The following is a 23,123-nucleotide window of genomic DNA, read 5'->3' as shown; positions in this document are numbered from 1 at the left end:
GATCAGTGGCAGGGGAAGCCGAGCAGATGCCGCGCGTCGTGCACGAATTCGTGCACGTGCGAATCGCTGCCGAACAGCGACACCGCGCCCTGGTCGACGCCAACGAGGTACAGCGCCAACAGCGCCAGGAAGGCGGTTGCCGCCAACCAGACCGCGGCGCTTGCCGCCGACAGATCAACCGATCGGGAACGGCTGCCGGTTAGCTCGGAATTCGGCACGGTCGACTCCTTCCGGGGATATACGCGTCCCCGCTGGTGATGACGGGCTATGGGTCTGACTATCGACAGTGGCGCGACCGTTCTGGACTTTCACCAGATTCCGTTGCCCGTCAGGACGAAAGTCAGTGTAAACCGCGCGTCAACGCTGCGGCGGGGGGCCGCCGTAGCCCAGCTGGCTGGCCGTGTATTTCGCGGCCTCGGTGACCGGTGTGGCCTGAACCGCCGTGCCGTAGGCGCAGATCTCGGTCCACACGTCGCCGATCTCGGTCGTGTCGAATCGCATCGCGACGATCGCGTTGCCGCCGCGACTGCGCGCCTCGTCGATCAGCCGGCCCATCGCCTCGTTGCGGCTTTCGGCGAGATTCTTGGTCATGCCGGCCAGCTCGCCGCCGAACATGGCCTTGAAGCCCGCGCCCATCTGGGAGAACGCGTTGCGCGAGCGGACGGTAAGCCCGAACACCTCGCCGCAGACACGCTGGATCTCCCAGCCCGGAAGGTCGTTGGTGGTGACGATCAGCACAGGCGGACCCCCTGATCACAGCGAAAACGGGCGATTAGTCCCGTGAGACTAACCGCCCGTTTCCGGTAATCGCTACTGCGTTTCCGGGGCCGCGTGCGCTCCGGCCTTCGCCAGGTCCGGCTCGGCCGGCGGCTTGCGGGTCCCGGTGAAGGTGAACACCGCGTCCTCGCCGGCGCTCTCGCCGTCCCAGTTGTCCACGTCGACCGTGACGATCTGTCCCGGTCCGACCTCCTCGAAGAGAATCTTCTCGGACAGCTGGTCCTCGATCTCGCGCTGGATGGTGCGCCGCAACGGGCGAGCACCCAGCACCGGGTCGAAGCCCCGCTTGGCCAGCAACGCCTTGGCCTTGTCGGTCAGCTCCATGGCCATGTCCTTGGCCCTGAGCTGGTTGCCGACCCGCATGATCATGAGGTCGACCATCCGGATGATCTCGTCCTTGGTCAGCTGGTGGAAGACGATGATGTCGTCGATGCGGTTGAGGAACTCCGGGCGGAAGTGCTTCTTCAGCTCGTCGTTGACCTTCTGCTTCATCCGCTCGTAGTTGTTCTCACCGCCACCCTGGGTGAAGCCCAGGCCGACCGGCTTCGAGATGTCGGACGTACCGAGATTCGAAGTGAAGATCAGCACGGTGTTCTTGAAGTCGACCGTGCGCCCCTGGCCGTCGGTGAGCCGGCCATCCTCGAGGACCTGCAACAGGCTGTTGTAGATCTCCTGGTGGGCCTTCTCGATCTCGTCGAACAGCACCACCGAGAACGGCTTGCGCCGCACCTTCTCGGTGAGCTGGCCGCCCTCTTCGTAGCCGACGTATCCCGGCGGAGCACCGAACAGCCGCGACGCGGTGAACCGGTCGTGGAACTCGCCCATGTCGATCTGGATGAGCGCGTCGTCGTCGCCGAACAGGAAGTTCGCCAGCGCCTTGGACAGCTCGGTCTTACCGACACCCGACGGGCCGGCGAAGATGAACGAACCCGACGGACGCTTGGGGTCCTTCAACCCGGCGCGGGTGCGGCGGATCGCCTTGGAGACGGCCTTGACGGCGTCCTCCTGGCCGATGATCCGCTTGTGCAGCTCATCCTCCATGCGCAGCAAGCGCGTGGTCTCGGCCTCGGTGAGCTTGAACACCGGGATGCCGGTCCAGTTGCCCAGCACCTCGGCGATCTGCTCGTCGTCGACCTCGGCGACCACGTCGAGATCACCTGAACGCCATTGCTTTTCGCGCTCGGCGCGCTGGGCGACCAGTTGCTTCTCCCGGTCGCGCAGGCTGGCGGCCTTCTCGAAGTCCTGGGCGTCGATGGCCGATTCCTTCTCCCGGCGCGCGTCGGCGATCTTCTCGTCGAACTCACGCAGGTCTGGCGGCGCGGTCATGCGGCGGATCCGCATCCGGGCGCCGGCCTCGTCGATCAGGTCGATCGCCTTGTCCGGCAGGAACCGGTCGTTGATGTAGCGGTCGGCCAGGGTGGCCGCGGCCACCAGCGCCGAATCCGTGATCGACACCCGGTGATGCGCCTCATAGCGGTCCCGCAGGCCCTTGAGGATCTCGATGGTGTGCTCCACCGTCGGCTCGCCCACCTGCACCGGCTGGAAGCGGCGCTCCAGGGCGGCGTCCTTCTCGATGTACTTGCGGTACTCGTCGAGCGTGGTGGCACCGATGGTCTGCAGCTCGCCGCGGGCCAGCTTCGGCTTGAGGATCGAAGCGGCGTCGATCGCGCCCTCGGCCGCGCCGGCACCAACCAGCGTGTGCAGCTCGTCGATGAACAGGATGATGTCGCCGCGGGTGTTGATCTCCTTGAGCACCTTCTTCAGGCGCTCCTCGAAGTCACCGCGGTAGCGCGAGCCGGCCACCAGCGAGCCGAGGTCCAGCGTGTAGAGCTGCTTGTCCTTTAGCGTCTCCGGGACCTGGCCGTGCACGATGGCCTGCGCCAGACCCTCGACGACGGCGGTCTTGCCGACGCCGGGCTCGCCGATCAGCACCGGGTTGTTCTTGGTGCGCCGGCTCAGCACCTGCATGACGCGCTCGATTTCCTTCTCCCGGCCGATGACCGGGTCGAGCTTGCCTTCCATCGCGGCGGCCGTCAGGTTGCGCCCGAACTGGTCGAGCACCAACGAGGTTGACGGGCTGCCCGATTCGCCGCCGCGGCCACCGGTCCCGGCCTCCGCGGCCTCCTTGCCCTGGTAGCCGCTCAGCAACTGGATGACCTGCTGGCGAACCCGGGTCAGCTCGGCGCCCAGCTTCACCAACACCTGGGCGGCCACGCCCTCGCCCTCGCGGATGAGTCCCAGCAGGATGTGCTCGGTGCCGATGTAGTTGTGGCCGAGCTGCAGCGCCTCACGCAGGCTCAGCTCGAGAACCTTCTTGGCGCGCGGCGTGAACGGGATGTGTCCCGACGGCGCCTGCTGGCCCTGGCCGATGATCTCCTCGACCTGGCTGCGAACGCCCTCGAGCGAGATGCCCAGCGACTCCAGCGACTTCGCCGCGACGCCCTCTCCCTCGTGGATCAGACCCAACAGGATGTGCTCGGTGCCGATGTAGTTGTGGTTGAGCATCCGGGCCTCTTCCTGCGCCAGGACGACGACCCTGCGGGCACGGTCGGTAAATCGTTCAAACATCGGTGGTTACCTGCTCTCCCTCACCATCGGTACAACCCTCACCGGTCCAGTGCGGCCGGAATCGCATACCTGAACTCCACTGTAATGGTCGGCCTGCCAGGGGGCATAACCTTGCGGTTCCTTGCTGTTCAAGACCCGCAGGCCCGTTTCGGGCGATCTCCCCTGGGATTACTGCGCCGTAACTGAACTAACGAGGCCGAGCGCCAATTCGTTTCCTTTAATCTCCGGCGATCTTTTCGCGGCCAGCGAAATGACAAACCGGCGCCCGGGCCTGTGCAGCCCGGACGCCGGTGAGAAATTCGTCAGGTCGCCGCGTGGAAGGCGTCGATCACGTCGGCCGGGATGCGGCCGCGCGTCGACACGTTGTGGCCGTTTCGCCGAGCCCATTCGCGGATCGCCGCGCTCTGCTCACGGTCGATCGCGCCACGGCCGCGACCGGAGCCGGAACGCCCACGCCGCCGGCCGCCGACCCGACGACCGGCCTCCACCCACTGCTTCAGGTCCCCGCGAAGTTTCGCGGCATTCTTGGACGAAAGGTCAATCTCATAGGTCACCCCGTCAAGCCCGAATTCAACCGTTTCGTCGGCTGCGCCGGCACCGTCGAAATCATCGACCAAGGTGACGGTCACTTTTTTCGCCATTAGCTTATCCTCGCATTTCGTCCTGAGCAGTTGCTGAGCAGTTTGGGTGAACCTCCCCGGGTCACCAATCTGCCATAACAACGCAGCATACTCAATCCGGCCGCAACGCGCACAGTTGCACTTTTCAAGTTGAGTGAGGCCGAACAATCGGGAACAAAACTGTCTCTCGAATTGACAGTCCAGTCAATGTCATCAACAACCGATCGATACCCATTCCCGTGCCGGTACACGGCGGCATCGCATACTCGAGGGCCGCAAGAAAATCTTCGTCAAGCACCATGGCTTCGTCGTCGCCGGCCGCCGCCGCGCGGGCTTGCGCGGCGAATCGCTCCCGCTGCACGACGGGGTCGTTCAATTCGGAATACCCGGTGGCCAGTTCGACCCCGCGCACATAGAGGTCCCACTTCTCGGTCACCCCCGGGATGCTGCGATGCTGACGCGTCAAAGGCGTTGTCTCAACTGGGAAATCCCGCACGAAGGTGGGTGCGGTCAGCGTGTTGCCCACCGCGTGCTCCCAGAGTTCCTCGACGAGTTTTCCATGCCCGTAACCACGATTCTCGGGAATCTCGACCCCCAGCCGATCCGCGATGGCCCACAGCCGCTCGGCCGACGTCTCGGGTGTGATCTCTTCACCGAGTGCCGCCGACAGCGACGGGTACATTTGAATCGACGCCCATTCTCCGTCTATGTCGTAGACACCCCCGTCGGGCAGCGGTAGTTGTCTGGTACCGATCGCCTCATCGGCGACCTCTTGAATAAGCTCACGCGTGACGACTGCCGAATCGTCATAGGTTCCGTACGCCTGGTAGGTCTCCAGCATCGAGAATTCCGGAGAATGGGTGGAATCCGCACCTTCGTTTCGGAACACGCGATTTACTTCGAAGACCTTGTCGAAACCACCGACGATGCAGCGCTTGAGGAACAGTTCCGGCGCGATCCGCAGGTACAGATCCATGTCGAGAGCATTGGAATGCGTGACGAACGGTCGTGCCGCCGCGCCACCCGCCAGCGTCTGCAACATAGGCGTTTCGACTTCGAGAAACCCGCGCCGCTCGAGCGCGTTGCGTATCGCGCGGACCAAGGCGATTCTCTGCCGCGCCACCACGCGGGCCTGGGGACGGACGATGAGGTCGACGTAGCGCTGCCGCACCCGCGCCTCTTCGCTCATCTCCTTGTGGGCCACAGGCAGCGGTCGCAACGACTTGGCCGCCATCTGCCAGGAATCGGCGAGGACGGACAATTCGCCGCGGCGTGAGCTGATCACGTTGCCGTGCACGTAGACGATGTCGCCGAGGTCGACGTCGGCTTTCCACGCGTCGAGCGATTCCCGGCCCACCTTGTCGAGGCTGATCATCACCTGCAGGCTGGTGCCGTCGCCCTCCTGAAGCGTCGCGAAACACAATTTCCCGGAATTGCGCGCGAATATCACGCGGCCGGCGATGCCGACGACGTCGTCGGTCGCGGTGTCGATCGGCAGGTCGGGGTGGTCGGCGCGCACCTGCGCCAGGGTGTGGGTGCGTTCGATGGCGACCGGATAGGGTTCACGGCCCTCCGCCAACAAGCGAGCGCGCTTGTCCCGGCGGATGCGGAACTGCTCGGGCAGGTCTACTGCTGCATCCTCACTGGCGTCACTCACGACGTGCCAGCTTAAATGACTGGGCTTTGCGCCCGCGTTGACGCCGTGTCAGCGCGCGGTCTTGAGCCGACCGCGCTGGGCGTCCCGGTTGCGTTCAAAGACCAGCCGCAGGCCCTGCAGGGTCAAATGCTGGTCGTAATCGCTGACCGTGTGCAGCTCCGGCAGCAGCAGCGGTGCCGTATGTCCCGTCGCCACCACCGCGACGTCGTCACCGGAAAAGCCGTCCACGTCCTCGCGGATGCGTCCGACCAGGCCGTCGACCAGCCCGGCGAAGCCGAATACCGCTCCCGCCTGCATGCATTCGACCGTGTTCTTGCCCACCACCGAACGGGGGCGGGCCAGTTCCACCCGGCGCAGCGCGGCGGAGCGGGCCGCTGCGGCGTCCGAGGAGACCTGAACACCCGGCGCGATCGCACCGCCAAGAAATTCACCCTTGGCCGACACGACGTCCACGCAGATCGAGGAACCGAAGTCGATGACGATGGCGGCACTTTGGAATCGGTGGAATGCCGCCAGGCAGTTGACGATTCGGTCGGCGCCCACTTCTTTCGGATTGTCGACCAGCAGCGGGATGCCGGTGCGAACGCCCGGCTCGATCAGCACGTGCGGCACCGACGGCCAGTACTGGTCGAGCATGATCCGCACCTCGTGCAGCACGGACGGGACGGTGGAGAGGGCGGCGGCGCCGGTGAGCCGCTCGGAGTCGTCGCCGATCAGGCCGTCGATGGTCAGGGCCAGCTCGTCCGCGGTGACCTCGGACTCGGTCCGGATCCGCCAGTGCTGCACCACCTTTGCGTGCTCTTTGGACCCGGAGATCAGCCCCACGACGGTGTGGGTGTTACGGACGTCGATGGCGAGCAGCACGGCTACCGCGCAATGATTCGGGGATCGAGCAGCTCGGCGGCGTCTGCGGGCACGAAGGCCGGGTCGTGGCCCAGGTCGATCGGCTTGTTGTCGGCGTCGACGAACACGATCCGCGGTTGGTAGGACCGCGCCTCGGCCTCTTCCATGGTCCCGTATGCGATCAGGATCACCAGGTCACCGGGGTGCACGAGATGGGCTGCCGCGCCATTGATTCCGATCACCCCGCTGCCGCGCTCCCCGGTGATCGCATAGGTGACCAGGCGGGCACCGTTGTCGATGTCGACGATGGTCACTTGCTCACCCTCGAGCAGGTCCGCAGCGTCCATCAGGTCGGCGTCGATGGTGACCGAGCCGACGTAGTGCAGGTCGGCGTGCGTGACGGTGGCGCGGTGGATCTTCGACTTGAGCATCGTCCGTAGCATCAGTTCCTCCAAGATGATTCACGGGTGTGCCGATATCCGTCCGGCCCAACGGGTGCCGGCGAAGTTGCGATCTCGATCGCGATGTTGTCCAGCAGCCTGGTGCTGCCCAGCCGGACGGCAACGAGCAGCCGGCCGGTTCTGTTGGCCCGCAACGGACCCAGGTCCGCATCGCGCAACTCGAGGTAGTCGACTGTAAGCTCCGGCACGGCCTCGAGCACCGCGCGCGCCGCGTCCAGCGCGGCCTGCGCCCCGGCATCCGCGGCGTGCGCCGCCGCCGTCAACGCCGCCGACACCGCCACGGCCGCCTCGCGCTGCACCGGATCGAGGTAGCGGTTGCGCGACGACATGGCCAGCCCGTCCGCTTCGCGGACGGTGGGCACGCCGACCACCGCGACGTCGAGGTTCAGGTCGGCGACCATCTGGCGGATCAGCACCAGTTGCTGATAGTCCTTCTCGCCGAAGAACACTCGGTCGGGACGCACGATCTGCAGCAGCTTGCACACCACGGTCAGCACGCCCGCGAAGTGGGTCGGTCGCGGACCGCCCTCGAGGTCGGCGGCCAGCGGGCCGGGCTGCACGGTGGTGCGCAGGCCGTCGGGATACATCGCCGCGGCCGTTGGCGCGAACACGATTTCGACGCCTTCGCCGCGCAGCAGCGCCACGTCGTCGTCCAGGGTCCGCGGGTAGGCGTCGAGGTCTTCCCCGGCACCGAACTGGAGCGGGTTGACGAAGATCGACACCGCCACCACGGCGCCGGGCACCCGCTTGGCGGCGCGCACCAGGGTGAGGTGACCGTCGTGCAGCGCACCCATGGTGGGCACCAGCATCACCCGGCGTCCGGTGTGGCGCAGCGCGCGTGAGACGTCCGTGACGTCGCGCGGGCGCGAGTACAGGTTGAGTTCGCCGGCATTGAAGGCGGGCGGCGTGCCTGGTCTCATCCCGCCAGGACCTCGACCACGTCGGCGGGAGCGTGGGCGCGCCGGGCGGTCCGCAGGGCGTTCACCCGATACGCCTGGGCCAGTTCCGGGTCGGCCTGCTCTAGCGCGGCCAGGTGCCCGGCGACCGCTGCCGCGTCACCGCGCGCGACCGGGCCGGTCAGCGCGGCCTGCCCGCGTTGCAGGGTGTTCTCCAGCGCCGCCCGGGCCAGCGGCCCGACGATGCGCTCGGCTATGCCGCCCGGCTGGTCGTCGACGGATTGTTGTCCGAGCAGTTCGCTGCCGCGCAGCGCGGCCCGCAACGCCTCGAGCGCGTCGGCGAGCACCGTCACCAGGTGGTTGCCCGCATGCGCCAGGGCGGCGTGGTAGAGCACCCTAGCTTCTTCACGCACGCAGAACGGTTCGCCGCCCATCTCCAGGACGAGCGACTGCCCGATCGCATAGCCCACCTCGTCGGCCGCGGTGATGCCGAAGCAGGTGTCGGGCAGCCTGCTGATGTCCTCGTCGGAGCCGGTGAACGTCATCGCCGGGTGAATCGCAAGCGGTATGCAACCGTCCTGGGTCAGCGGCTCGAGAATGCCGACCCCGTTGGCGCCGGACGTGTGGACGACGATCGTGCCCGGCCGCACCGAAGACGTCGCGGCCAACCCGGACACCAGGCCGGCGAGTTCGCTGTCGGGAACGGCCAGCAGCAGCAGCTCGGCGCCGGCGGCCACATCCGGCGGAGGCACCACCGGGGTATCGGGCAGCCAACGCCGCGCCCGCTGACGCGACGCGCGGGAGATGGCGCTGCACGCCACCACGACGTGGTCGGCGCGCTCCAGCGCGACGCCGAGTGCGGTGCCCACCCGGCCGGCCGAGATGACTCCCACCTTGAGCCTGGCCGGGCGCAAACCGTCGAACTGCACCATCGCAGACGACCTCACAGATTTCTTCGTTCGTTCCGGTCCCATCCCGTGGGTACCGTTCGGTCACTAAAACTGTAGTCGATTAGCGGGCCCAGCCCAATGTGAGGAAGCTCCCAGCTCAGCCGTCGCGGCGACGACGCCGGCCACCCTGGGACGGCTGGACCTGCAGCCGTGCCAACAGGTCGGCAACCGACTGGCCGCCGCTCGGGGGGCCCTCGCCCAGGCCATCGATGCCCTCCGCCTGCGGGTCGGCGCCACCGTGCCGGGGCGCGTGCTCCGGCGGTGGCGGCGGGGCCAGCCGCGGTGGTAGTTGCTCGGCGGCAAGGGGTGGCGACTGCGGTGGCGGCGGTGGCGGGGGCGTGGCCGGAACGGGCGGCGGCGCGAACGTCGGCTCGCTCGGGGGCTCGTTCGTGGGTGCGAAGTTGCGCGCTCCGTAGTCGCGGTATTCCGCCGAGTGGCGCGACCGCGCCCGGCGACCCGAGTCGCCATACGGCGGGGTCACCGGCTCCACGGGCAGCCCGGCCCAGGCCTCGTCCGATTCGGAGTGGCGGGCACGCCGCCGCCGGCCCGACGTCTCACCGGCCGGGGCGCCGGACAGATCCGAGCCGGCCCAGTGGCTGCCCGGCGTTCCCGGCGGCAACCACAGTCCGGACGCACGCGCGGGCTGCCAACCCTGCACTTGCGGCTGGGCCTCCGACTCCGGCTGTGGCGCCGGCGGTGGCTGCTGACGAGGTTCGAATCGCGGCTCCGGCTGCGGCGGCGCGGCACTGTACGACGGCTCGGGTGCGCTGTACGACGGCTCGGGTTGGGCCGGCGGTGCCGGCTCCTGGGGCGCTTCGTATTCGTAATGAACCCGCTCGCGGCGGGGCTGCGGCGGCTGCCGGGGCGGCAACAGCGGTTCCTCGGGCACGTCGATGATCGCCGTTTCGTCGGCACGGCTCGGCGGGTTGTCCTGAGGGACGGCGGTGACCCGATCGCTGGGAACCCAGTCGTAGGGCGCGTCACGCGGGGTCTCGCCGTTGCGGTCCCACTCGCTGTATGCGCGCTCGGGTGGCGCCTCGGTCTCGGGCGTCTCCAGCGCCGGGCGCTGGGCGAGGTCGGTGTCGAACAGAATCTCCAGGCTGGTGCGCAACGCGCTGAGCTCCGCGCGCAGCTCGGCCAGGTCGTCGGCGGCCTGCGCGCGCAGCTCGGAGGCCAGCTCGCGGCGCAGCTGGGACTCTACGGTCAGCTCGTACTCGCGGCGGGCCGAGATTTCCCGATCCAGCTGCAGGTCGTACACCAGCTTCAGGTCGCGGACGCGGGATTGATCCGCGTCACTCTGGCGGCGGTACAGCACCGACACGAAGGCGCCGGCGACTGCGGCCCACAGCGCCAGGATTACAGCGAGCTTGAGGAGTTCCACCCGATTGGTGAAAACTAATGCGGAACTGGCCCCCATCGCGAGGACCAGCAACGCGGTCAAGAGCACCCAACCCGGCCTGCGGCCGCCGCGCCGCACCCGGGCGCCGCGGGACAGAACGGTCATGGCCTGACTGTACCTGTGCGAGGTCAATCCGCGTGTCGCCCTACTCCGGCGATTCTCAGGCCGGTTGTTGGCGGCGTACGAGGGGGCTAGTTTTCCGCGCCTTCGCCGTGCTCGGTCTGATCGGGCGGCGACTTGCAGCAATGCTGCAGCCACATCGCGGCCACGAGTAGCGCCAGCGCGCTGACGGCCGCAACCACGGTGCCAGTCGTGTCCTCGGCCGCCGCCCGCAGCCAGGACCGCCGCGGCAGGAAGTACACCAGCACTCCGACCCACCAGCCCAGCACCAGCGCGCCCACCCAGGCCGACGCCTTGGCGACCATCAGCCCGCGCGCCACCGCCAGCGGGTGCAGCCAGCCGCGCCCGACGCCGATTTCGCCGTTGTTGATCTTGGCCCGCACGTAGCGCGCCCACAGGGCTTCCGCGATGGCCACCGCCAGCAGCGACAGGCCCGTCCACACCGTGATGGGCGGGAACCACCGGTATAGGGCGGTCACCAGCAGATAACCCACGACCGCAGCGCCGACCACCGCGGCCGTCAGGTCACGTTTCCTGGTCGGCCCCATCAGGTTTCCGGTCCCCGATCGGCCGGCGACCTGCCCGCCCGCTCGAGCGTCAGGCTGGTCAGCCGGACACTTTCCCGGTCGGCCGGTTCCAGCTCGGCGAGCAGGCTCGCGGCCGGCCGCGGACCCTCGGCGACTGTCAGCTGGGCATCGGGGTCGATGTCGAGCCACGGGATCATGACGAACGCCCGCAGATGGGCCAGCGGGTGCGGCAGCGTCAGGTTGTTCTCCCGGGAAATCACCTCCGCCTCGCCATAGCAGGCGATCAGGTCGACGTCGAGGGTGCGCGGGCCCCAGCGCTCGCCGCGCACCCGACCAGCCGCCCGCTCGAATTCCTGGGCCCGGCGCAGCCAGCACTGTCCGTCGCACCCCGGGTCGTTGGCGATCAGCACAGCGTTGAGAAACGGCGCCTGATCGACCCGGCCCCACGGGTCGGTCTCGTACACCGGTGACACCGCGAGCACCGTCTCGCCCAGCCCGTCGACGACCGACTGCAAACGCGCCAGGCGGTCGCCCAGGTTGGAGCCGATGGAAAGCACCACCCACGTCATAGGCGCCGCTCCTTGATCCCGGCTACGCCGGCATCATCGTCGTCGTCGCGCGTCATAGCGCGCGGCCCGCCGGGACCACCGAGCCGCGCCCGCCGCGCCGCGACCGCCGCACCACCACCGCGACATCGGCGAATTGCTGCGGGATCGGAGCGTGCGGCTTGTGCACCACCACTTCCACGGCATGCACGCGCTCGTCTGCCATCACCCGATCGGCGATCTCGCCGCCGACCGCTTCGATCAAATTGCGCGGCGGCCCGGCCACTACGTCGGCAGCCAGCTGGGCCAGGGCGGCGTAGTCGTAGGTGTCGGCCAGCTCGTCGCTGGCCGCGGCCTCGGCGAGGTCGATCCACACGGTCATATCGACGACGAAGTCCTGCCCGTCGGCGCGCTCGTGATCGAAAACTCCGTGTCGCCCACGAATCGTCAACCCCCGCAATTCGATTCGATCAGCCATCGTCTCCAGCCAGCTCAGTCTGCTGCGTTTCGGTTTGCACCCAGGCCCCCACCACCTTGAGGGCGTCGGCTGTGGCCCGCACGTCGTGCACGCGCACACCCCACGCGCCGTAAAGCGCTGCCAGCGCGGAGATCACCGCGGTCGCCGTCTCGCGGCCGTCGGGCGGTCGCGGCGAGCCATCCGGCCCGGCTAACAACGTACCGAGGAACCGTTTACGCGATGCGCCCAGGAGCACCGGGATTCCGGTCGCGACCAACTGAGGTAACGCGCGCAGCAGCGCCCAATTGTGTTGGCCCGTCTTGGCGAAGCCAAGGCCCGGGTCGATCACCAGCTTGGCGGGGTCGACGCCCGCGGCCACCGCGGCGTCGACGCTGGCAAGCAGCTCGGCGCGCACTTCGGCCACCACGTCGTCGTAGTGCGGGGCCGCATGTGGGCGGTCGGCGGACACCGACCGCCAATGCATCAGCACCCAGGGCACGCCCGCGTCCGCGAGCAGCGGCGCCATCGCGGGATCGGCACGTCCGCCCGACACGTCGTTGACGATCCGCGCGCCGTTCTGCAGCGCCGCCCGCGCAACATCGGCGTGCATGGTGTCGATGCTTACCGTAATTCCCTCTGCTACAAGCTCTTTGACAACAGGAATCACGCGGGACGTCTCGACTTGGGAGTCGATCCGCGTGGCGCCGGGCCGAGTCGACTCCCCGCCGACGTCGACGATGTCCGCGCCGTCCGCGGCCAACGCCAGTCCTTGCGCCACTGCGTTGCCGGTATCGAGATAGCGGCCGCCATCGGAGAACGAGTCGTCAGTGACGTTCAGGACTCCCATAACCTGCACAGGCGCCGACTTACTTACGCAGGATGAGGTCGAGCGCTTCGGCTCGAGAAGCGGCGTTGGATTTGAACTGTCCGCGCACCGCCGAGGTGGTGGTGGTCGCGCCGGGCTTTCGAACGCCGCGCATCGCCATGCACAGGTGCTCGGCCTCGATCACGACGATCACTCCCCGCGGATTGAGCTTGTTCATCAGGGCGTCGGCGATCTGGCTGGTCAACCGTTCCTGCACCTGTGGCCGCTTGGCGTAAAGGTCGACCAGTCGCGCGATTTTCGACAGCCCGGTCACCCGTCCGTCGGCGCCGGGGATGTAACCGACATGGGCCACACCGTGGAACGACACCAGGTGGTGTTCGCACGTGGAGTACAGCGGGATTTCCTTGACCAGCACCAGTTCGTCGTGCTCTTCGTCGAACATCGTGTTCAACACGCTGTCGGGGTCGGTGTAGAGCCCGGCGAACATTTCCTGGTAAGCGCGGGCAACGCGAGCCGGCGTCTCGCGCAGGCCGTGCCGGTCCGGATCCTCGCCGATGGCGTAGAGCAACTCCCGCACCGCGGCCTCGGCACGCGCCTGGTCGAACACCCGAATGGGGGGAGTGGCGGTGTCCGGCCCCAAACCCGTTAAGGCCATCGAATCCTCCGTTCGTCAGCCGTGAGCCGGCGGGTTGGACCGGCTTACGTCATCGTCCTGCTGGTCGGGAGACCTTCCGCCATCCGGGTTGGGCAGACTCGGCGGGGGGTAGGGCGGATACGGCGGGTAGGGGGGCTGCGCCTGACCCTGCTGTCCCGGATGGCCGTGCTGGCCCGGATAGCCCGGGTAGTGCCCCGCCGGCTGCGGCCAGTACGGCTGCTGCGGCGCCTGCGGCGGCGGATACCAGTGATTCGGCTGCTGGTCCTGCGGCGGCCATCCCGGAGCGTGCCAGCCCGCCGGCGCACCGTAGTCGGGCTGGGTGGGGCCGTGCGTCGCGCCGGGACGGTTTCCGGCCCCTTGAGAGCCGTTGCCGCCGTTGTTGTTTCGGTCGGCGTCCGCTCCCGCGGCCGCGGCGGCTTGGCTGGCCTGCGCAATGGCCGCCTTGAATGCCGGTTCGGGAACCGGCGGCGGCCATGGCTCGCCGCGCTCGATGGCCAGCTCGCCGGGCGTCTTGATCGGCGGCTTGTCCGACGGGATCCGGCCACCGAAATCGTCGAACATGGTGAGCCGGGGCCGCTTTTCGACGCCGGAGAAGATCCCTTCCAGCTCGGGCCGGTGCAGGGTCTCTTTTTCGAGCAGTTCGCCGGCCAGGATGTCGAGTATGTCGCGGTATTCGGTGAGGATCTCCCACGCTTCGGTGTGCGCGGCCTCGATCAGCTTGCGGACCTCGTCGTCGATGTCGCGGGCGACCTCGTGGGAGTAGTCGGCCTGCGTGCCCATGGTGCGGCCCAGGAACGGGTCGCCGTGTTCGGTGCCGTACTTGACGGCCCCCAGCTTGGAGCTCATGCCGAATTCGGTGACCATCGCGCGCGCGATCTTGGTGGCCTGCTCGATGTCGGACACCGCGCCGGTCGTCGGCTCCCGGAATACCAGTTCCTCGGCGGCGCGCCCGCCCATCGCGAACACCAGTTGCGCGATCATCTCCGAGCGGGTCCGCAGGCCCTTGTCTTCCTCGGGCACCGCCACCGCGTGCCCTCCGGTACGTCCCCGCGCCAGGATCGTCACCTTGTAGATCGGCTCGATGTCCGGCATCGCCCAGGCGGCCAGGGTGTGGCCGCCCTCGTGGTAGGCGGTGATCTTCTTTTCCTGCTCGCTGATGATCCGGCCCTTGCGGCGCGGCCCGCCGATCACCCGGTCCACCGCCTCTTCGAGCGCGGCGCTGGTGATGACGGTGCCGTTCTCCCGGGCGGTCAGCAGCGCCGCCTCGTTGACGACGTTGGCCAGGTCGGCACCGGTCATGCCGACGGTGCGCTTGGCCAGCCCGTCGAGGTCGGCGTCCGGGGCGATGGGCTTGCCCTTGGAATGCACCCTCAGCACCGCGCGGCGGCCCGCCAGGTCCGGGTTGGACACCGGGATCTGCCGGTCGAAGCGGCCGGGCCGCAACAGCGCCGGGTCGAGGATGTCGGGCCGGTTGGTGGCCGCGATCAGGATGACGCCGGCGCGCGGGTCGAACCCGTCCATTTCGACCAGCAACTGGTTCAGCGTTTGCTCGCGTTCGTCGTGACCACCGCCGAGGCCGGCGCCGCGCTGGCGGCCCACCGCGTCGATCTCGTCGACGAAGATGATGCACGGGTTGTTCTGCTTGGCCTGCTCGAACAGGTCGCGCACCCGCGACGCGCCGACGCCGACGAACATCTCGACGAAGTCGGAGCCCGAGATGGTGAAGAACGGAACTCCGGCCTCCCCGGCCACCGCCCGGGCCAGCAGCGTCTTACCAGTCCCGGGCGGGCCGTAGAGCAGCACACCCTTGGGGATCTTCGCGCCCAGCGCCTGATAGCGGCCGGGGTTCTGCAGGAAGTCCTTGATCTCGTAGAGCTCTTCGACAGCCTCGTCGACGCCCGCAACGTCGGCGAACGTGGTCTTGGGCATGTCCTTGTTGAGCAGTTTGGCGCGGGATTTGCCGAACCCGAAGCCCATGCGGGCGCCGCCCTGCATGCGGGAGAACATCACGAACAGACCCACCAGCAACAGCAGCGGCAGCACGTACACCAGCAGCTCGCCCAGGATGCTGCCCTGGTTGACGACCGTGCTGACCTTCGCATTCTTGGCGCTCAGCGCGTTGAACAGGTCGACCGCGTACCCGCTCGGGTATTTGGTGATGACTTTGTCGGAATTGTCGGTGTCGCCGTTGCCCTTTTTCAGGGTCAACCGCAGCTGCTGCTCGCGATCGTCGATCTGCGCGCTCTTGACGTTGTCGCCGTTGATCTGCGCCACCGCCACCGACGTGTCGACGGGCTTATAGCCGCGGGTGTCGTCGCTGAAGTAGAAGAACGACCAACCGAGCAGCAGCACGACTGCAATCGCCGTGATGGTGCGAATAACGTTTTTCCGGTTCATCAATCATCGGCCTTGCTGGCCAGGTCCTTCCCCGATATACACGCAGCTGGAAAAGTCCAGGTTACCGCTAGTGGCGATCGCCAGTCCGGCCGAGCCGGGCGCAGCGGGTCGCCACCATTCACACCAGGTGGCGATCGCCAGTCCGGCCGAGCCGGGCGCAGCGGGTCGCCACTCCTGTCGATATAACGAGCGGTAGTTCCCGACCACCGCAAACAGGTCCAGGCCGGGCCGCGGGCGCTCATGTCGGGAATTCCGTCATTCGTAATACCGGGCCTCGATCACGTTGCCGTCCGGGTCGGCGAAGTAGTACGCCTGCGGCGCCCAGCCCCGGGCCCCGAAATTGGGGCCCAGCCGCGCGCCGGTGTCCACTCCCTCCGCTTGTAGGCGTTGATCAAGTGCGTCATATTCGGACTTCGATAGCGCGAGGCAGACGTGATTCACCGGGTGGCCGGCGCTGCCTTCCGCCCGCGTCAGCGCCTCGGTGCCCGCGATGCCGGAAAGCGGCACCAAGTCGATGATGGAGTCCTCACATACCCGCACGCTCGGGAACGGCGCATCGCCGGCCTCGAACTCGGCAGACCGGACCGGCTCCAGCCCGACCACCCTCGTATAGAAATCCAACGCGGCGCGCGGATTTCTCGTCCAGAGGACGACGTGGTCGAGCCGCTTCATGCCGAGTCCACCTGCTTTCCCGAAATGCGAGGCCTTCACGGCGATATCTACCAGGCGACCAAAGCCATTGGAATGCTATTCGCAATCAGCGTGAACACTTCTCAGCCCCGGAGGGGTTGTGCTTTGGTGGCATGGTGCTCAAGTCAACCGAACGGTTAGTAGACACCAACGGTGTGCAGCTGCGCGTGGTCGAGGCGGGAGACCGCGGCGCACCCGTGGTGCTTTTGGCCCACGGCTTTCCCGAGCTGGCCTATTCGTGGCGCCACCAGATACCGGTCCTCGCCGAGGCCGGTTACCACGTGCTGGCGCCGGATCAGCGCGGCTACGGCGGCTCCTCTCGCCCGGACGCTATCGAGGCTTACGACATCCATCAGCTCACGGCCGACCTGGTGGGCCTGCTCGACCACGTCGGCGCCGAACGCGCCGTCTGGATCGGGCACGACTGGGGCGCGGCCGTGGTGTGGAATGCCCCATTGCTGCACCCGGATCGGGTTGCGGCCGTCGCCGCGCTCAGCGTGCCGGCGGTGCCCCGCTCGCACGTGGCGCCGACGCAGGCGTGGCGCAAGACATTCGGCGAGAACTTCTTCTACATCCTGTACTTCCAGGAGCCCGGCGTCGCCGACGCGGAACTCAACGGTGATCCCGCCCGCACGATGCGCCGGATGCTGGGCGGCCTGCGGACATCGGGCAACCCGATCACCGCGTCGCGGATGGTGGCCCCCGGCCCGGAGGGATTCATCGACCGCCTTCCCGAACCGGACCGGCTGCCGGACTGGCTCAGCCAGGACGAGCTCGACCACTACATCAGCGAGTTTTCCCGCACCGGCTTCACCGGCGGCCTGAACTGGTATCGCAATTTCGACCGCAACTGGGAGACCACCCCCGAGCTGGCCGACGCGAAAATCACTGTGCCGGCGCTCTTTATCGGCGGGACCGCCGACCCGGTGTTGACGTTCACCCGCGCCGATCGCGCGTCGCAGTTGATCACCGGCCCCTACCGCGAGGTGATGATCGACGACGCGGGGCACTGGTTGCAGCAGGAACGGCCGGACGAGGTGAACGCGGCCCTATTGGACTTCCTCAACGGATTGGAGCTGCGATGAGCGCGCCACTACGCTTCGGTGTATTCATCACACCGTTTCACCCGATTGGCCAATCGCCAACGGTGGCTTTGGAATACGACATGGACCGCGTGGTCGCGCTGGATCGGCTCGGCTTCGACGAAGCGTGGTTCGGCGAACACCACTCCGGCGGCTACGAGCTGATCGCCTGCCCGGAGGTGTTCATTGCGACCGCAGCCGAGCGGACGAAGCACATCCGGCTGGGGACCGGGGTGGTTTCGCTGCCCTACCACCATCCGCTGATGGTGGCCGATCGATGGGTACTGCTCGACCACCTCACCCGGGGACGGGTGATGTTCGGCACCGGCCCCGGTGCGCTGCCATCGGACGCCTACATGATGGGCATCGACCCGGTCGACCAACGGCACATGATGCAGGAGTCCCTGGAAGCGATCCTCGCGCTGTTCCGCGCCGGCCCCACCGAGCGAATCGACCGCCACACCGACTGGTTCACATTGCGCGACGCGCAGCTGCACATCCGGCCCTACACCTGGCCCTACCCCGAAATCTCCACGGCAGCAATGATTTCGCCGTCCGGACCGCGACTGGCGGGTGCACTGGGCACGTCGTTGTTGTCGCTGTCGATGTCGGTGCCCGGCGGCTTCGCCGCCCTGGAAACCACCTGGGACGTGGTGCGCGAGCAGGCCGCCAAAGTCGGCCGGGATGAGCCGGATCGGGCCGACTGGCGTGTTCTGAGCATCATGCACATCGCGGACAGCCGGGAGAAGGCCATCGACGACTGCACCTACGGACTGCAGGATTTCGCCAACTACTTCGGAGCGGCCGGGTTCGTACCGTTGGCCAACACCGTGGAAGGCGCCCAGACGCCGCACGAGTTCGTCGAGGACTACGCGGCCAAGGGCAATTGCTGTATTGGATCCCCGGACGAGGCGATCGCCCACATCGAAGACTTGCTCGACCGCTCAGGCGGTTTCGGCACGCTGCTGATGCTGGGCCACGACTGGGCCTCCCCCGAGGCGACATATCACTGCTATGACCTGATGGCGCGCAAGGTGATTCCCCACTTCAAGGGGCAGCTCGAAGCATCACGGTCGTCGCACGACTGGGCCAAGGGCAATCGCGACCAGCTGATCGGCCGAGCGGGTGAGGCCGTGGTGAAAGCCATCACCGAGCATGTCGACGAGCAGAAGGGCGTGAAAAGCTGATGCGCGCTGCGGTATTGCGTGACGGCCGGATGGTCTATCGGGACGATGTGCCGGATCCCGTGCCCGAGGCCGGGCAGGTGCTCGTCGGCGTGCGGGCGTGCGGGATTTGCGGATCCGACTTGCATTTCGCCGCTTATGGTGCACAGGTGCTGGAAATGAGCGATCGGGTGGCCGGCGGTGCGGGCGGCATGCACATCGACCTGAACCACGACATCTTCATGGGACACGAGTTCAGCGCCGAAGTGCTCGAGGCCGGACCCGACACCGACACCCACCCACCGGGAACGCTGGTCACTTCGCTTCCGGTGCTGCTGTCCGCCAAGGGCGTCGAGCCAATCGTCTACAGCAACAGCACAATCGGGGGCTACGCCGAACGAATGCTGCTCTCGGCTCCGCTGCTGCTGCCCATCCCCAACGGCCTGGACTTCAAACATGCGGCCCTGACCGAGCCCATGGCGGTGGGGTTGCACGCCGTCAACAAGTCCAACATCGCTCCCGGCGAGACGGCCCTGGTCATCGGCTGCGGCCCGATCGGCATCGCGATCATCGCGGCGCTGCGCGCCCGAGGCGTTGAAAGCATTGTGGCATCTGATTTTTCACCCAAGCGGCGGGAGCTCGCCACCGCGATGGGAGCCCATCGGACGCTGGATGCCGCACAGGGTTCACCGTTCGACTCCGTCAAACCCGCCGTGGTGTTCGAGGCGGTCGGAGTGCCGGGGATCATCGACGACGTGTTGCTCCGGGCCCGTCCCGGCACCCGCCTGGTGGTCGCCGGCGTTTGCATGCAGCCCGACACAGTGCATCCATTCTTCGCGATCGCCAAAGAGATCAACGTCCAGTTCGTACTTGCATACACCCCTGAGGAGTTCACCGACTCGCTGCGCGCGCTGGCAGAGGGCGACATCGACGTGAGCCCGTTGATCACCGGAGAGGTCGGCCTGGACGGGGTCGGCGCCGCCTTTGACGACCTCGCCGACCCCGAGGCACACTGCAAGGTCCTCGTCACTCCTTAAGCCCAGCTGGATCCGACGGCGCTGTCGGTGCTCGCCATGTTGTTGCCGGCGGTTTGCACGTTCTGCCCGTGGGCGTTGGCCTGCTCGTAGATCACCTGGAAGTTGCGGCCCAACTGGATGATGAACTCCTGGCAGGCCGCCGACCCGGCGCCGCCCCAAAAGTCCCCGGCGGCAAGGACATCGCGGACGATGGCCTGGTGTTCCGCCTCGAGCGACGCGGCCTGCGCGCGGATCGTGGCGCCGTGGGCGTCGACATCGCCGAACTGATAGTTGATTGTCATTGTTGTCTCCTGTTTGTAGAGAGTTCGTGTGGTGGGCTAGCTGCCCAGGATCTGCTGTGAGGCCTGCTCTTGTTGCTCATAGTTGTTCGCGTCACGAACCAGCCCGTCGCGCACGCCGTGCAGCATGTTGACGATGTTGCGAAACGCTTGATTCATCTGGCCCATGGTGTCGTACGAGGTCGCCTCGGCCGTTCCGCTCCAGCCTGCGCCGGAGATGTTCTGCGACGACGCCCACATCTTGCGTGCCTCATCTTCGACCGTTTGGCCGTGGACCTCGAAGCGGCCCGCCATGTCCCGCATCGCGTGGGGATCGGTCATGAATTGTGCTGTCATTACATTCTCCTTCGAAAGTTGTTGTTGTTGTTGAAGTTTGGTCACCGGTACATCGAGTCTCGTTCTCCCCCTTCCGTCATCCGACCATGCGCGGCAATACGCTTGCGGGAGGCGGCATGGTCGCGCCGAATCCACGCATCTCCATGCCGCCCATTTGGGCCGCGGAGCTACTCGGGGGTCTGAGCATTCGAGCCGCCGCGCCGGCACCCGCCAGTGGTGCGCCGGCCGGTGCGGCAGCTTCGGGAGTCGCCGCGGTCCAGCTCGGCGGAACCGACAGACCCCCGATTCCAGTGGCCTGGCCCATGGCCGCCGACGGCATCAGCCGCGCCGGCGCCAGCCTGTGCGGTGTGGTCATCAGCGGCTGGGCGGGGATGAAACGTTCCATACCCGGCATCGCCGCCGGTGCGAAGGCCCCGGATGCGCGCATGGCAGTCGCAAAGCCGGCATTGGATGCAGTCGTCCCACCCACGCCCGAGGTGGCCCCGGCACCCTGGCCGAAGGGCATGCCGAGCAAGTCGGCGAAGCTGCTGATCGCCGATGGGAAGCTGCTCGCAAGCGATGAGGCGGACGAATTGAGTGTTGACGGCAGCCCCATCGCCGCTTGAGTGGCCACTCCCTGGGTGGCGGCCTGCATGTTGGCCTCGCCTGCCGCCATGGCGCTGGCCGCCATCCCGCCGGGGTTGGTGGTGGGCGGGGCGACCATCATCGGTGCGAGCATGGCCGCCGCCGCCGAGGAGCCGGCGTAGGCGTACATGGCCGCGGCATCTTGGGCCCACATCTCGCCGTACTGCGCCTCGGTGGCCGCAATCGCCGCGGTGTTTATCCCTAGGAAGTTGGTCGCGATGAGCTGCATCAACAAGACGCGGTTGGCGGCGATCAGCGGCGGCGGCACCGTGGCCGCGAACGCCACCTCGTGTGCGACGGCGGCCGCCGTCGCCTGCATCCCCGCCTGCTCGGCCTGGGCGGCCGTGGCGTGCATCCAAGCCACGTAGGGCGCTGCGGCGGACGCCATCGCCGCCGACGACGGGCCCTGCCAGCCGGCCTCGGTGAGGTCCAGGATCGCAGTCCCGTAGCCCGTCGCGGCTGAACGCAGCTCCGCGGCCAGTCCCTCCCAGGCCATCGCGGCCGCCAGCATCGACGCTGGCCCCGGGCCCGCGTACATCAGGCCGGAATTGATCTCCGGGGGCATCGCTCCGAAATCCATCACTACATTCCCCTCTTACGTCGTTTCGCTATGCCAGTGCCGGCAACGGCTTCGGGCCGGCAGCAGCTTTGAACGCCGCGTGCGCGTGCACGACGTGCTCGCCGGGCATGCCCGCGGGCACGTGCATGGGCACGCCCTTTTCGGCGGGCAAGGCGGCCGCCAGGTGGGTTGGCGCGGCGGGCGCGGCCGGCGCCAGCTCCGCAGGTGAGATATGCCGGGGCGCCAACTCCGCGCGTGCGACCTGCTCGGCGGGCGCGGCCGGCGCCAGCTCCGCCGGTGAGATATGCCGGGGCGCCAACTCCGCGCGTGCGACCTGCTCGGCGGGCGCCGGGTGTGCGGGCGTGAGGTGCTCGACGTGCTGTGCGGGCGCCATGCGCGCAGGCGCGACGTGCTCGACGGGAGCGGCCGGGTGGGCGCCGTAGTTGCCGCGCCCATATGGCGCCTGGTGATGGCCATAATTGGCGGCTCCATAACCGGCATAGCCGCCCTGCTGGGGTGTGACGTCGCCGCCATAGCCACCCCCGTGCCACCCGGGGCTCGTGGGCGTAGCAGGCGCTGTTGCCGTGGCCGGCCGGGCGGGGGTGGTTGGGGTCACGCGGTTGGGCGCGGCGGGCGCAACGCGAGAGGGCACAGCCGGCGCCGTGCGAGCAGGTCCGCCGGGGACAAGGTGGACGGGCATGGCGGGTGCGACGTGGCCGCCCGCGGCTTGCGTCGCATTGGCGGCTTCGGTGCCCGCATACGAATCGGCGCTGAGTCGCAGGGCGCTGACGAACTGCTCGTGAATGATGCTGGCCTCGGCGCTGATCGCCTGATACTGCTGGCCGTAACCGGCGAAGGCGGCCGCGGCCATAGCCGAGACTTCGTCGGCCGCAGCCGGGATCACTCCCGTGATCGGAAACGCGGCCATCGAGTTGGCCGCGGTCACCGCGGAGCCGATCGCCTGCAGCTGGCCGGCCGCGGCTAACAGCAGGTCCGGCTGGGTGGTCAGGAACGCCATGGGTCTTCTCCTCGTGATGCCTGAATTTGGCTCATGTTGTCGCGCTTGGGGACACTGTGTCATAAATTCGGAATTCTTGTCTAGCTATGAGCCGAAATTTCCTTTTTTCATCTCGTGACTCGTAGGTGGAGACACTTTGCCCGTCTTTCGGCACCGGGTTACTCTGGATGGATGCCACGAACCAACGCCGCAGGCTGGGGACTCAAGCGCCTGCTCGAGGCGACTCTGAACCGCGACATCACCGTCGAACAGCTGCGGGACGCCTGTGGTGTTACCAAAGGGCGCTGGTACGGGGGCAGCGGGCGCGCCAACGCCGACGACTTCCCCGATGCCGAGGAGGCCAGGCGCGCCGCGCACGCGTTCGGCCTCAGCGCCACCTGGCTCCAGATAGAACTAGGACTGATCACGCCCGAGGATTTGCACGCAGCCCTGGGCGAAGGGCAGTCGCCGGATCCTTTCCGTGTCACGACCCGACAGCGAGTGCTGATGCCGAATCCGACGGCGGAGGGCTCGCGCGACTGAGTTCCGTTGTCGGCACCCTCGGCTAGAATCGAACCTATGTACTGCTTATCTGCTTAAGTGGACTTACGCTGGTCGGTGTGGATTTTGCTGGTGTGAGTCCGGTTGGCGGGATGGAT

24 protein-coding genes and 2 pseudogenes are annotated in these 23,123 nt (G+C 67.5%); 5 read left to right on the top strand and 21 right to left on the bottom strand.

Annotated elements, in window-relative coordinates:
* Positions 1-2 precede the first annotated feature (2 nt).
* The 16 genes from AWC17_RS26220 to ftsH all read right to left on the bottom strand — a co-directional run bounded on the left by AWC17_RS26220 (position 3) and on the right by ftsH (position 15,698).
* Positions 3-218, bottom strand: coding sequence for a CbtB domain-containing protein (locus tag AWC17_RS26220; protein WP_046184285.1), 216 nt, complete (start codon positions 216-218; stop codon positions 3-5).
* Between the two features lie 139 nt (positions 219-357).
* Complete coding sequence (locus AWC17_RS26215) at positions 358-738, bottom strand: YbjQ family protein (RefSeq protein ID WP_046184284.1); 381 nt, start codon at positions 736-738, stop codon at positions 358-360.
* Between the two features lie 72 nt (positions 739-810).
* Entirely contained in the window at positions 811-3,345 is a 2,535-nt protein-coding gene (gene clpC1 / locus AWC17_RS26210; protein WP_046184283.1) for an ATP-dependent protease ATP-binding subunit ClpC, read from the bottom strand.
* Between the two features lie 302 nt (positions 3,346-3,647).
* Positions 3,648-3,986 carry a histone-like nucleoid-structuring protein Lsr2 gene (lsr2, locus tag AWC17_RS26205; protein ID WP_008263502.1) on the bottom strand — a complete coding sequence of 113 codons (339 nt, stop codon included), beginning with the start codon at positions 3,984-3,986 and terminating at the stop codon, positions 3,648-3,650.
* Between the two features lie 124 nt (positions 3,987-4,110).
* Positions 4,111-5,622 (bottom strand): lysine--tRNA ligase, encoded by a 1,512-nt coding sequence (lysS, locus tag AWC17_RS26200; RefSeq protein ID WP_046184282.1) that lies wholly within the window; start codon positions 5,620-5,622, stop codon positions 4,111-4,113.
* Positions 5,623-5,670: 48 nt separating this feature from the next.
* On the bottom strand, positions 5,671-6,486 hold the full coding sequence (locus AWC17_RS26195) for a type III pantothenate kinase (RefSeq protein ID WP_046184281.1): 816 nt from the start codon (positions 6,484-6,486) through the stop codon (positions 5,671-5,673).
* A 2-nt stretch (positions 6,487-6,488) separates the two neighbouring features.
* Positions 6,489-6,908 (bottom strand): aspartate 1-decarboxylase, encoded by a 420-nt coding sequence (panD, locus tag AWC17_RS26190; protein ID WP_046184280.1) that lies wholly within the window; start codon positions 6,906-6,908, stop codon positions 6,489-6,491.
* Complete coding sequence (gene panC / locus AWC17_RS26185; protein ID WP_046184279.1) at positions 6,908-7,846, bottom strand: pantoate--beta-alanine ligase; 939 nt, start codon at positions 7,844-7,846, stop codon at positions 6,908-6,910. The genes panD and panC overlap by 1 nt, the downstream gene beginning before the upstream one ends.
* Positions 7,843-8,754: a Rossmann-like and DUF2520 domain-containing protein gene (locus tag AWC17_RS26180; RefSeq protein WP_085165442.1), complete on the bottom strand. Its 912-nt coding sequence runs from the start codon at positions 8,752-8,754 to the stop codon at positions 7,843-7,845. Before AWC17_RS26180 ends, panC begins: the two co-directional genes overlap by 4 nt.
* A gap of 115 nt (positions 8,755-8,869) precedes the next feature.
* Positions 8,870-10,276 (bottom strand): DUF6779 domain-containing protein, encoded by a 1,407-nt coding sequence (locus AWC17_RS26175; RefSeq protein ID WP_085165440.1) that lies wholly within the window; start codon positions 10,274-10,276, stop codon positions 8,870-8,872.
* A gap of 86 nt (positions 10,277-10,362) precedes the next feature.
* Positions 10,363-10,839 carry a DUF3180 domain-containing protein gene (locus AWC17_RS26170; RefSeq protein WP_046187267.1) on the bottom strand — a complete coding sequence of 159 codons (477 nt, stop codon included), beginning with the start codon at positions 10,837-10,839 and terminating at the stop codon, positions 10,363-10,365.
* Positions 10,839-11,387 (bottom strand): 2-amino-4-hydroxy-6-hydroxymethyldihydropteridine diphosphokinase, encoded by a 549-nt coding sequence (gene folK, locus AWC17_RS26165; RefSeq protein ID WP_085165438.1) that lies wholly within the window; start codon positions 11,385-11,387, stop codon positions 10,839-10,841. Before folK ends, AWC17_RS26170 begins: the two co-directional genes overlap by 1 nt.
* Positions 11,388-11,439: 52 nt before the next feature.
* Complete coding sequence (gene folB / locus AWC17_RS26160; protein ID WP_047324201.1) at positions 11,440-11,841, bottom strand: dihydroneopterin aldolase; 402 nt, start codon at positions 11,839-11,841, stop codon at positions 11,440-11,442.
* Complete coding sequence (gene folP, locus AWC17_RS26155; protein WP_085165436.1) at positions 11,834-12,667, bottom strand: dihydropteroate synthase; 834 nt, start codon at positions 12,665-12,667, stop codon at positions 11,834-11,836. Before folP ends, folB begins: the two co-directional genes overlap by 8 nt.
* A gap of 19 nt (positions 12,668-12,686) precedes the next feature.
* Positions 12,687-13,301 carry a GTP cyclohydrolase I FolE gene (gene folE / locus AWC17_RS26150; protein WP_046187305.1) on the bottom strand — a complete coding sequence of 205 codons (615 nt, stop codon included), beginning with the start codon at positions 13,299-13,301 and terminating at the stop codon, positions 12,687-12,689.
* A gap of 15 nt (positions 13,302-13,316) precedes the next feature.
* Positions 13,317-15,698, bottom strand: coding sequence for an ATP-dependent zinc metalloprotease FtsH (gene ftsH, locus AWC17_RS26145; RefSeq protein ID WP_047324199.1), 2,382 nt, complete (start codon positions 15,696-15,698; stop codon positions 13,317-13,319).
* A gap of 70 nt (positions 15,699-15,768) precedes the next feature.
* Here ftsH and AWC17_RS34045 point away from each other — a divergent pair.
* A pseudogene (locus tag AWC17_RS34045) lies at positions 15,769-15,873 on the top strand (2-isopropylmalate synthase); the annotation flags it as partial.
* Between the two features lie 80 nt (positions 15,874-15,953).
* Here the strand turns inward: AWC17_RS34045 and AWC17_RS26135 are convergent.
* Entirely contained in the window at positions 15,954-16,370 is a 417-nt protein-coding gene (locus AWC17_RS26135; RefSeq protein WP_046185540.1) for a VOC family protein, read from the bottom strand.
* A gap of 131 nt (positions 16,371-16,501) precedes the next feature.
* On the opposite strand from AWC17_RS26135, the gene AWC17_RS26130 reads away from it, so the two are divergent.
* The 3 genes from AWC17_RS26130 to AWC17_RS26120 are packed head-to-tail and all read left to right on the top strand — an operon-like array spanning position 16,502 to position 19,670.
* On the top strand, positions 16,502-17,473 hold the full coding sequence (locus AWC17_RS26130; RefSeq protein WP_276038912.1) for an alpha/beta fold hydrolase: 972 nt from the start codon (positions 16,502-16,504) through the stop codon (positions 17,471-17,473).
* On the top strand, positions 17,470-18,657 hold the full coding sequence (locus tag AWC17_RS26125) for an LLM class flavin-dependent oxidoreductase (protein WP_046185535.1): 1,188 nt from the start codon (positions 17,470-17,472) through the stop codon (positions 18,655-18,657). Before AWC17_RS26130 ends, AWC17_RS26125 begins: the two co-directional genes overlap by 4 nt.
* Complete coding sequence (locus AWC17_RS26120) at positions 18,657-19,670, top strand: zinc-binding dehydrogenase (RefSeq protein ID WP_046185536.1); 1,014 nt, start codon at positions 18,657-18,659, stop codon at positions 19,668-19,670. Before AWC17_RS26125 ends, AWC17_RS26120 begins: the two co-directional genes overlap by 1 nt.
* On the opposite strand, the gene AWC17_RS26115 is transcribed toward AWC17_RS26120, so the two are convergent.
* From AWC17_RS26115 to AWC17_RS26100, 4 genes and pseudogenes are all read right to left on the bottom strand, one after another.
* A complete protein-coding gene (locus tag AWC17_RS26115) occupies positions 19,667-19,951 on the bottom strand; it encodes a WXG100 family type VII secretion target (protein ID WP_047324196.1) in 285 nt (94 codons plus the stop codon). The genes AWC17_RS26120 and AWC17_RS26115 overlap by 4 nt on opposite strands.
* 36 nt (positions 19,952-19,987) lie before the next feature.
* Positions 19,988-20,284 carry a WXG100 family type VII secretion target gene (locus AWC17_RS26110; protein ID WP_046185538.1) on the bottom strand — a complete coding sequence of 99 codons (297 nt, stop codon included), beginning with the start codon at positions 20,282-20,284 and terminating at the stop codon, positions 19,988-19,990.
* Between the two features lie 76 nt (positions 20,285-20,360).
* Entirely contained in the window at positions 20,361-21,488 is a 1,128-nt protein-coding gene (locus AWC17_RS26105; protein WP_046185539.1) for a PPE family protein, read from the bottom strand.
* Positions 21,489-22,191: 703 nt separating this feature from the next.
* Positions 22,192-22,485 (bottom strand): annotated as a pseudogene (locus AWC17_RS26100) (PE family protein); the annotation flags it as partial.
* Between the two features lie 171 nt (positions 22,486-22,656).
* On the opposite strand from AWC17_RS26100, the gene AWC17_RS26095 reads away from it, so the two are divergent.
* Positions 22,657-23,007 (top strand): hypothetical protein, encoded by a 351-nt coding sequence (locus tag AWC17_RS26095; protein ID WP_052742809.1) that lies wholly within the window; start codon positions 22,657-22,659, stop codon positions 23,005-23,007.
* The last annotated feature ends 116 nt before the right edge of the window (positions 23,008-23,123 follow it).

It is taken from the genome of Mycobacterium nebraskense (genome assembly GCF_002102255.1).
GTDB lineage: Bacteria > Actinomycetota > Actinomycetes > Mycobacteriales > Mycobacteriaceae > Mycobacterium > Mycobacterium nebraskense.
Note: the sequence above shows the minus strand (reverse complement) of the source record. Positions and strands in the feature narration are given on the sequence as shown.

Bases quoted from the DNA above. Each gene is read 5' to 3' on its own strand.
- clpC1 (WP_046184283.1), bottom strand. From the start codon at position 3,345: ATGTTTGAACGATTTACCGACCGTGCCCGCAGGGTCGTCGTCCTGGCG.
- lsr2 (WP_008263502.1), bottom strand. From the start codon at position 3,986: ATGGCGAAAAAAGTGACCGTCACCTTGGTCGATGATTTCGACGGTGCC.
- panD (WP_046184280.1), bottom strand. From the start codon at position 6,908: ATGCTACGGACGATGCTCAAGTCGAAGATCCACCGCGCCACCGTCACG.
- panC (WP_046184279.1), bottom strand. From the start codon at position 7,846: ATGAGACCAGGCACGCCGCCCGCCTTCAATGCCGGCGAACTCAACCTG.
- AWC17_RS26180 (WP_085165442.1), bottom strand. From the start codon at position 8,754: ATGGTGCAGTTCGACGGTTTGCGCCCGGCCAGGCTCAAGGTGGGAGTC.
- AWC17_RS26175 (WP_085165440.1), bottom strand. From the start codon at position 10,276: ATGACCGTTCTGTCCCGCGGCGCCCGGGTGCGGCGCGGCGGCCGCAGG.
- AWC17_RS26170 (WP_046187267.1), bottom strand. From the start codon at position 10,839: ATGGGGCCGACCAGGAAACGTGACCTGACGGCCGCGGTGGTCGGCGCT.
- folK (WP_085165438.1), bottom strand. From the start codon at position 11,387: ATGACGTGGGTGGTGCTTTCCATCGGCTCCAACCTGGGCGACCGCCTG.
- folB (WP_047324201.1), bottom strand. From the start codon at position 11,841: ATGGCTGATCGAATCGAATTGCGGGGGTTGACGATTCGTGGGCGACAC.
- folP (WP_085165436.1), bottom strand. From the start codon at position 12,667: ATGGGAGTCCTGAACGTCACTGACGACTCGTTCTCCGATGGCGGCCGC.
- folE (WP_046187305.1), bottom strand. From the start codon at position 13,301: ATGGCCTTAACGGGTTTGGGGCCGGACACCGCCACTCCCCCCATTCGG.
- ftsH (WP_047324199.1), bottom strand. From the start codon at position 15,698: ATGAACCGGAAAAACGTTATTCGCACCATCACGGCGATTGCAGTCGTG.
- AWC17_RS26135 (WP_046185540.1), bottom strand. From the start codon at position 16,370: ATGAAGCGGCTCGACCACGTCGTCCTCTGGACGAGAAATCCGCGCGCC.
- AWC17_RS26130 (WP_276038912.1), top strand. From the start codon at position 16,502: ATGGTGCTCAAGTCAACCGAACGGTTAGTAGACACCAACGGTGTGCAG.
- AWC17_RS26125 (WP_046185535.1), top strand. From the start codon at position 17,470: ATGAGCGCGCCACTACGCTTCGGTGTATTCATCACACCGTTTCACCCG.
- AWC17_RS26120 (WP_046185536.1), top strand. From the start codon at position 18,657: ATGCGCGCTGCGGTATTGCGTGACGGCCGGATGGTCTATCGGGACGAT.
- AWC17_RS26115 (WP_047324196.1), bottom strand. From the start codon at position 19,951: ATGACAATCAACTATCAGTTCGGCGATGTCGACGCCCACGGCGCCACG.
- AWC17_RS26110 (WP_046185538.1), bottom strand. From the start codon at position 20,284: ATGACAGCACAATTCATGACCGATCCCCACGCGATGCGGGACATGGCG.
- AWC17_RS26105 (WP_046185539.1), bottom strand. From the start codon at position 21,488: ATGGATTTCGGAGCGATGCCCCCGGAGATCAATTCCGGCCTGATGTAC.
- AWC17_RS26095 (WP_052742809.1), top strand. From the start codon at position 22,657: ATGCCACGAACCAACGCCGCAGGCTGGGGACTCAAGCGCCTGCTCGAG.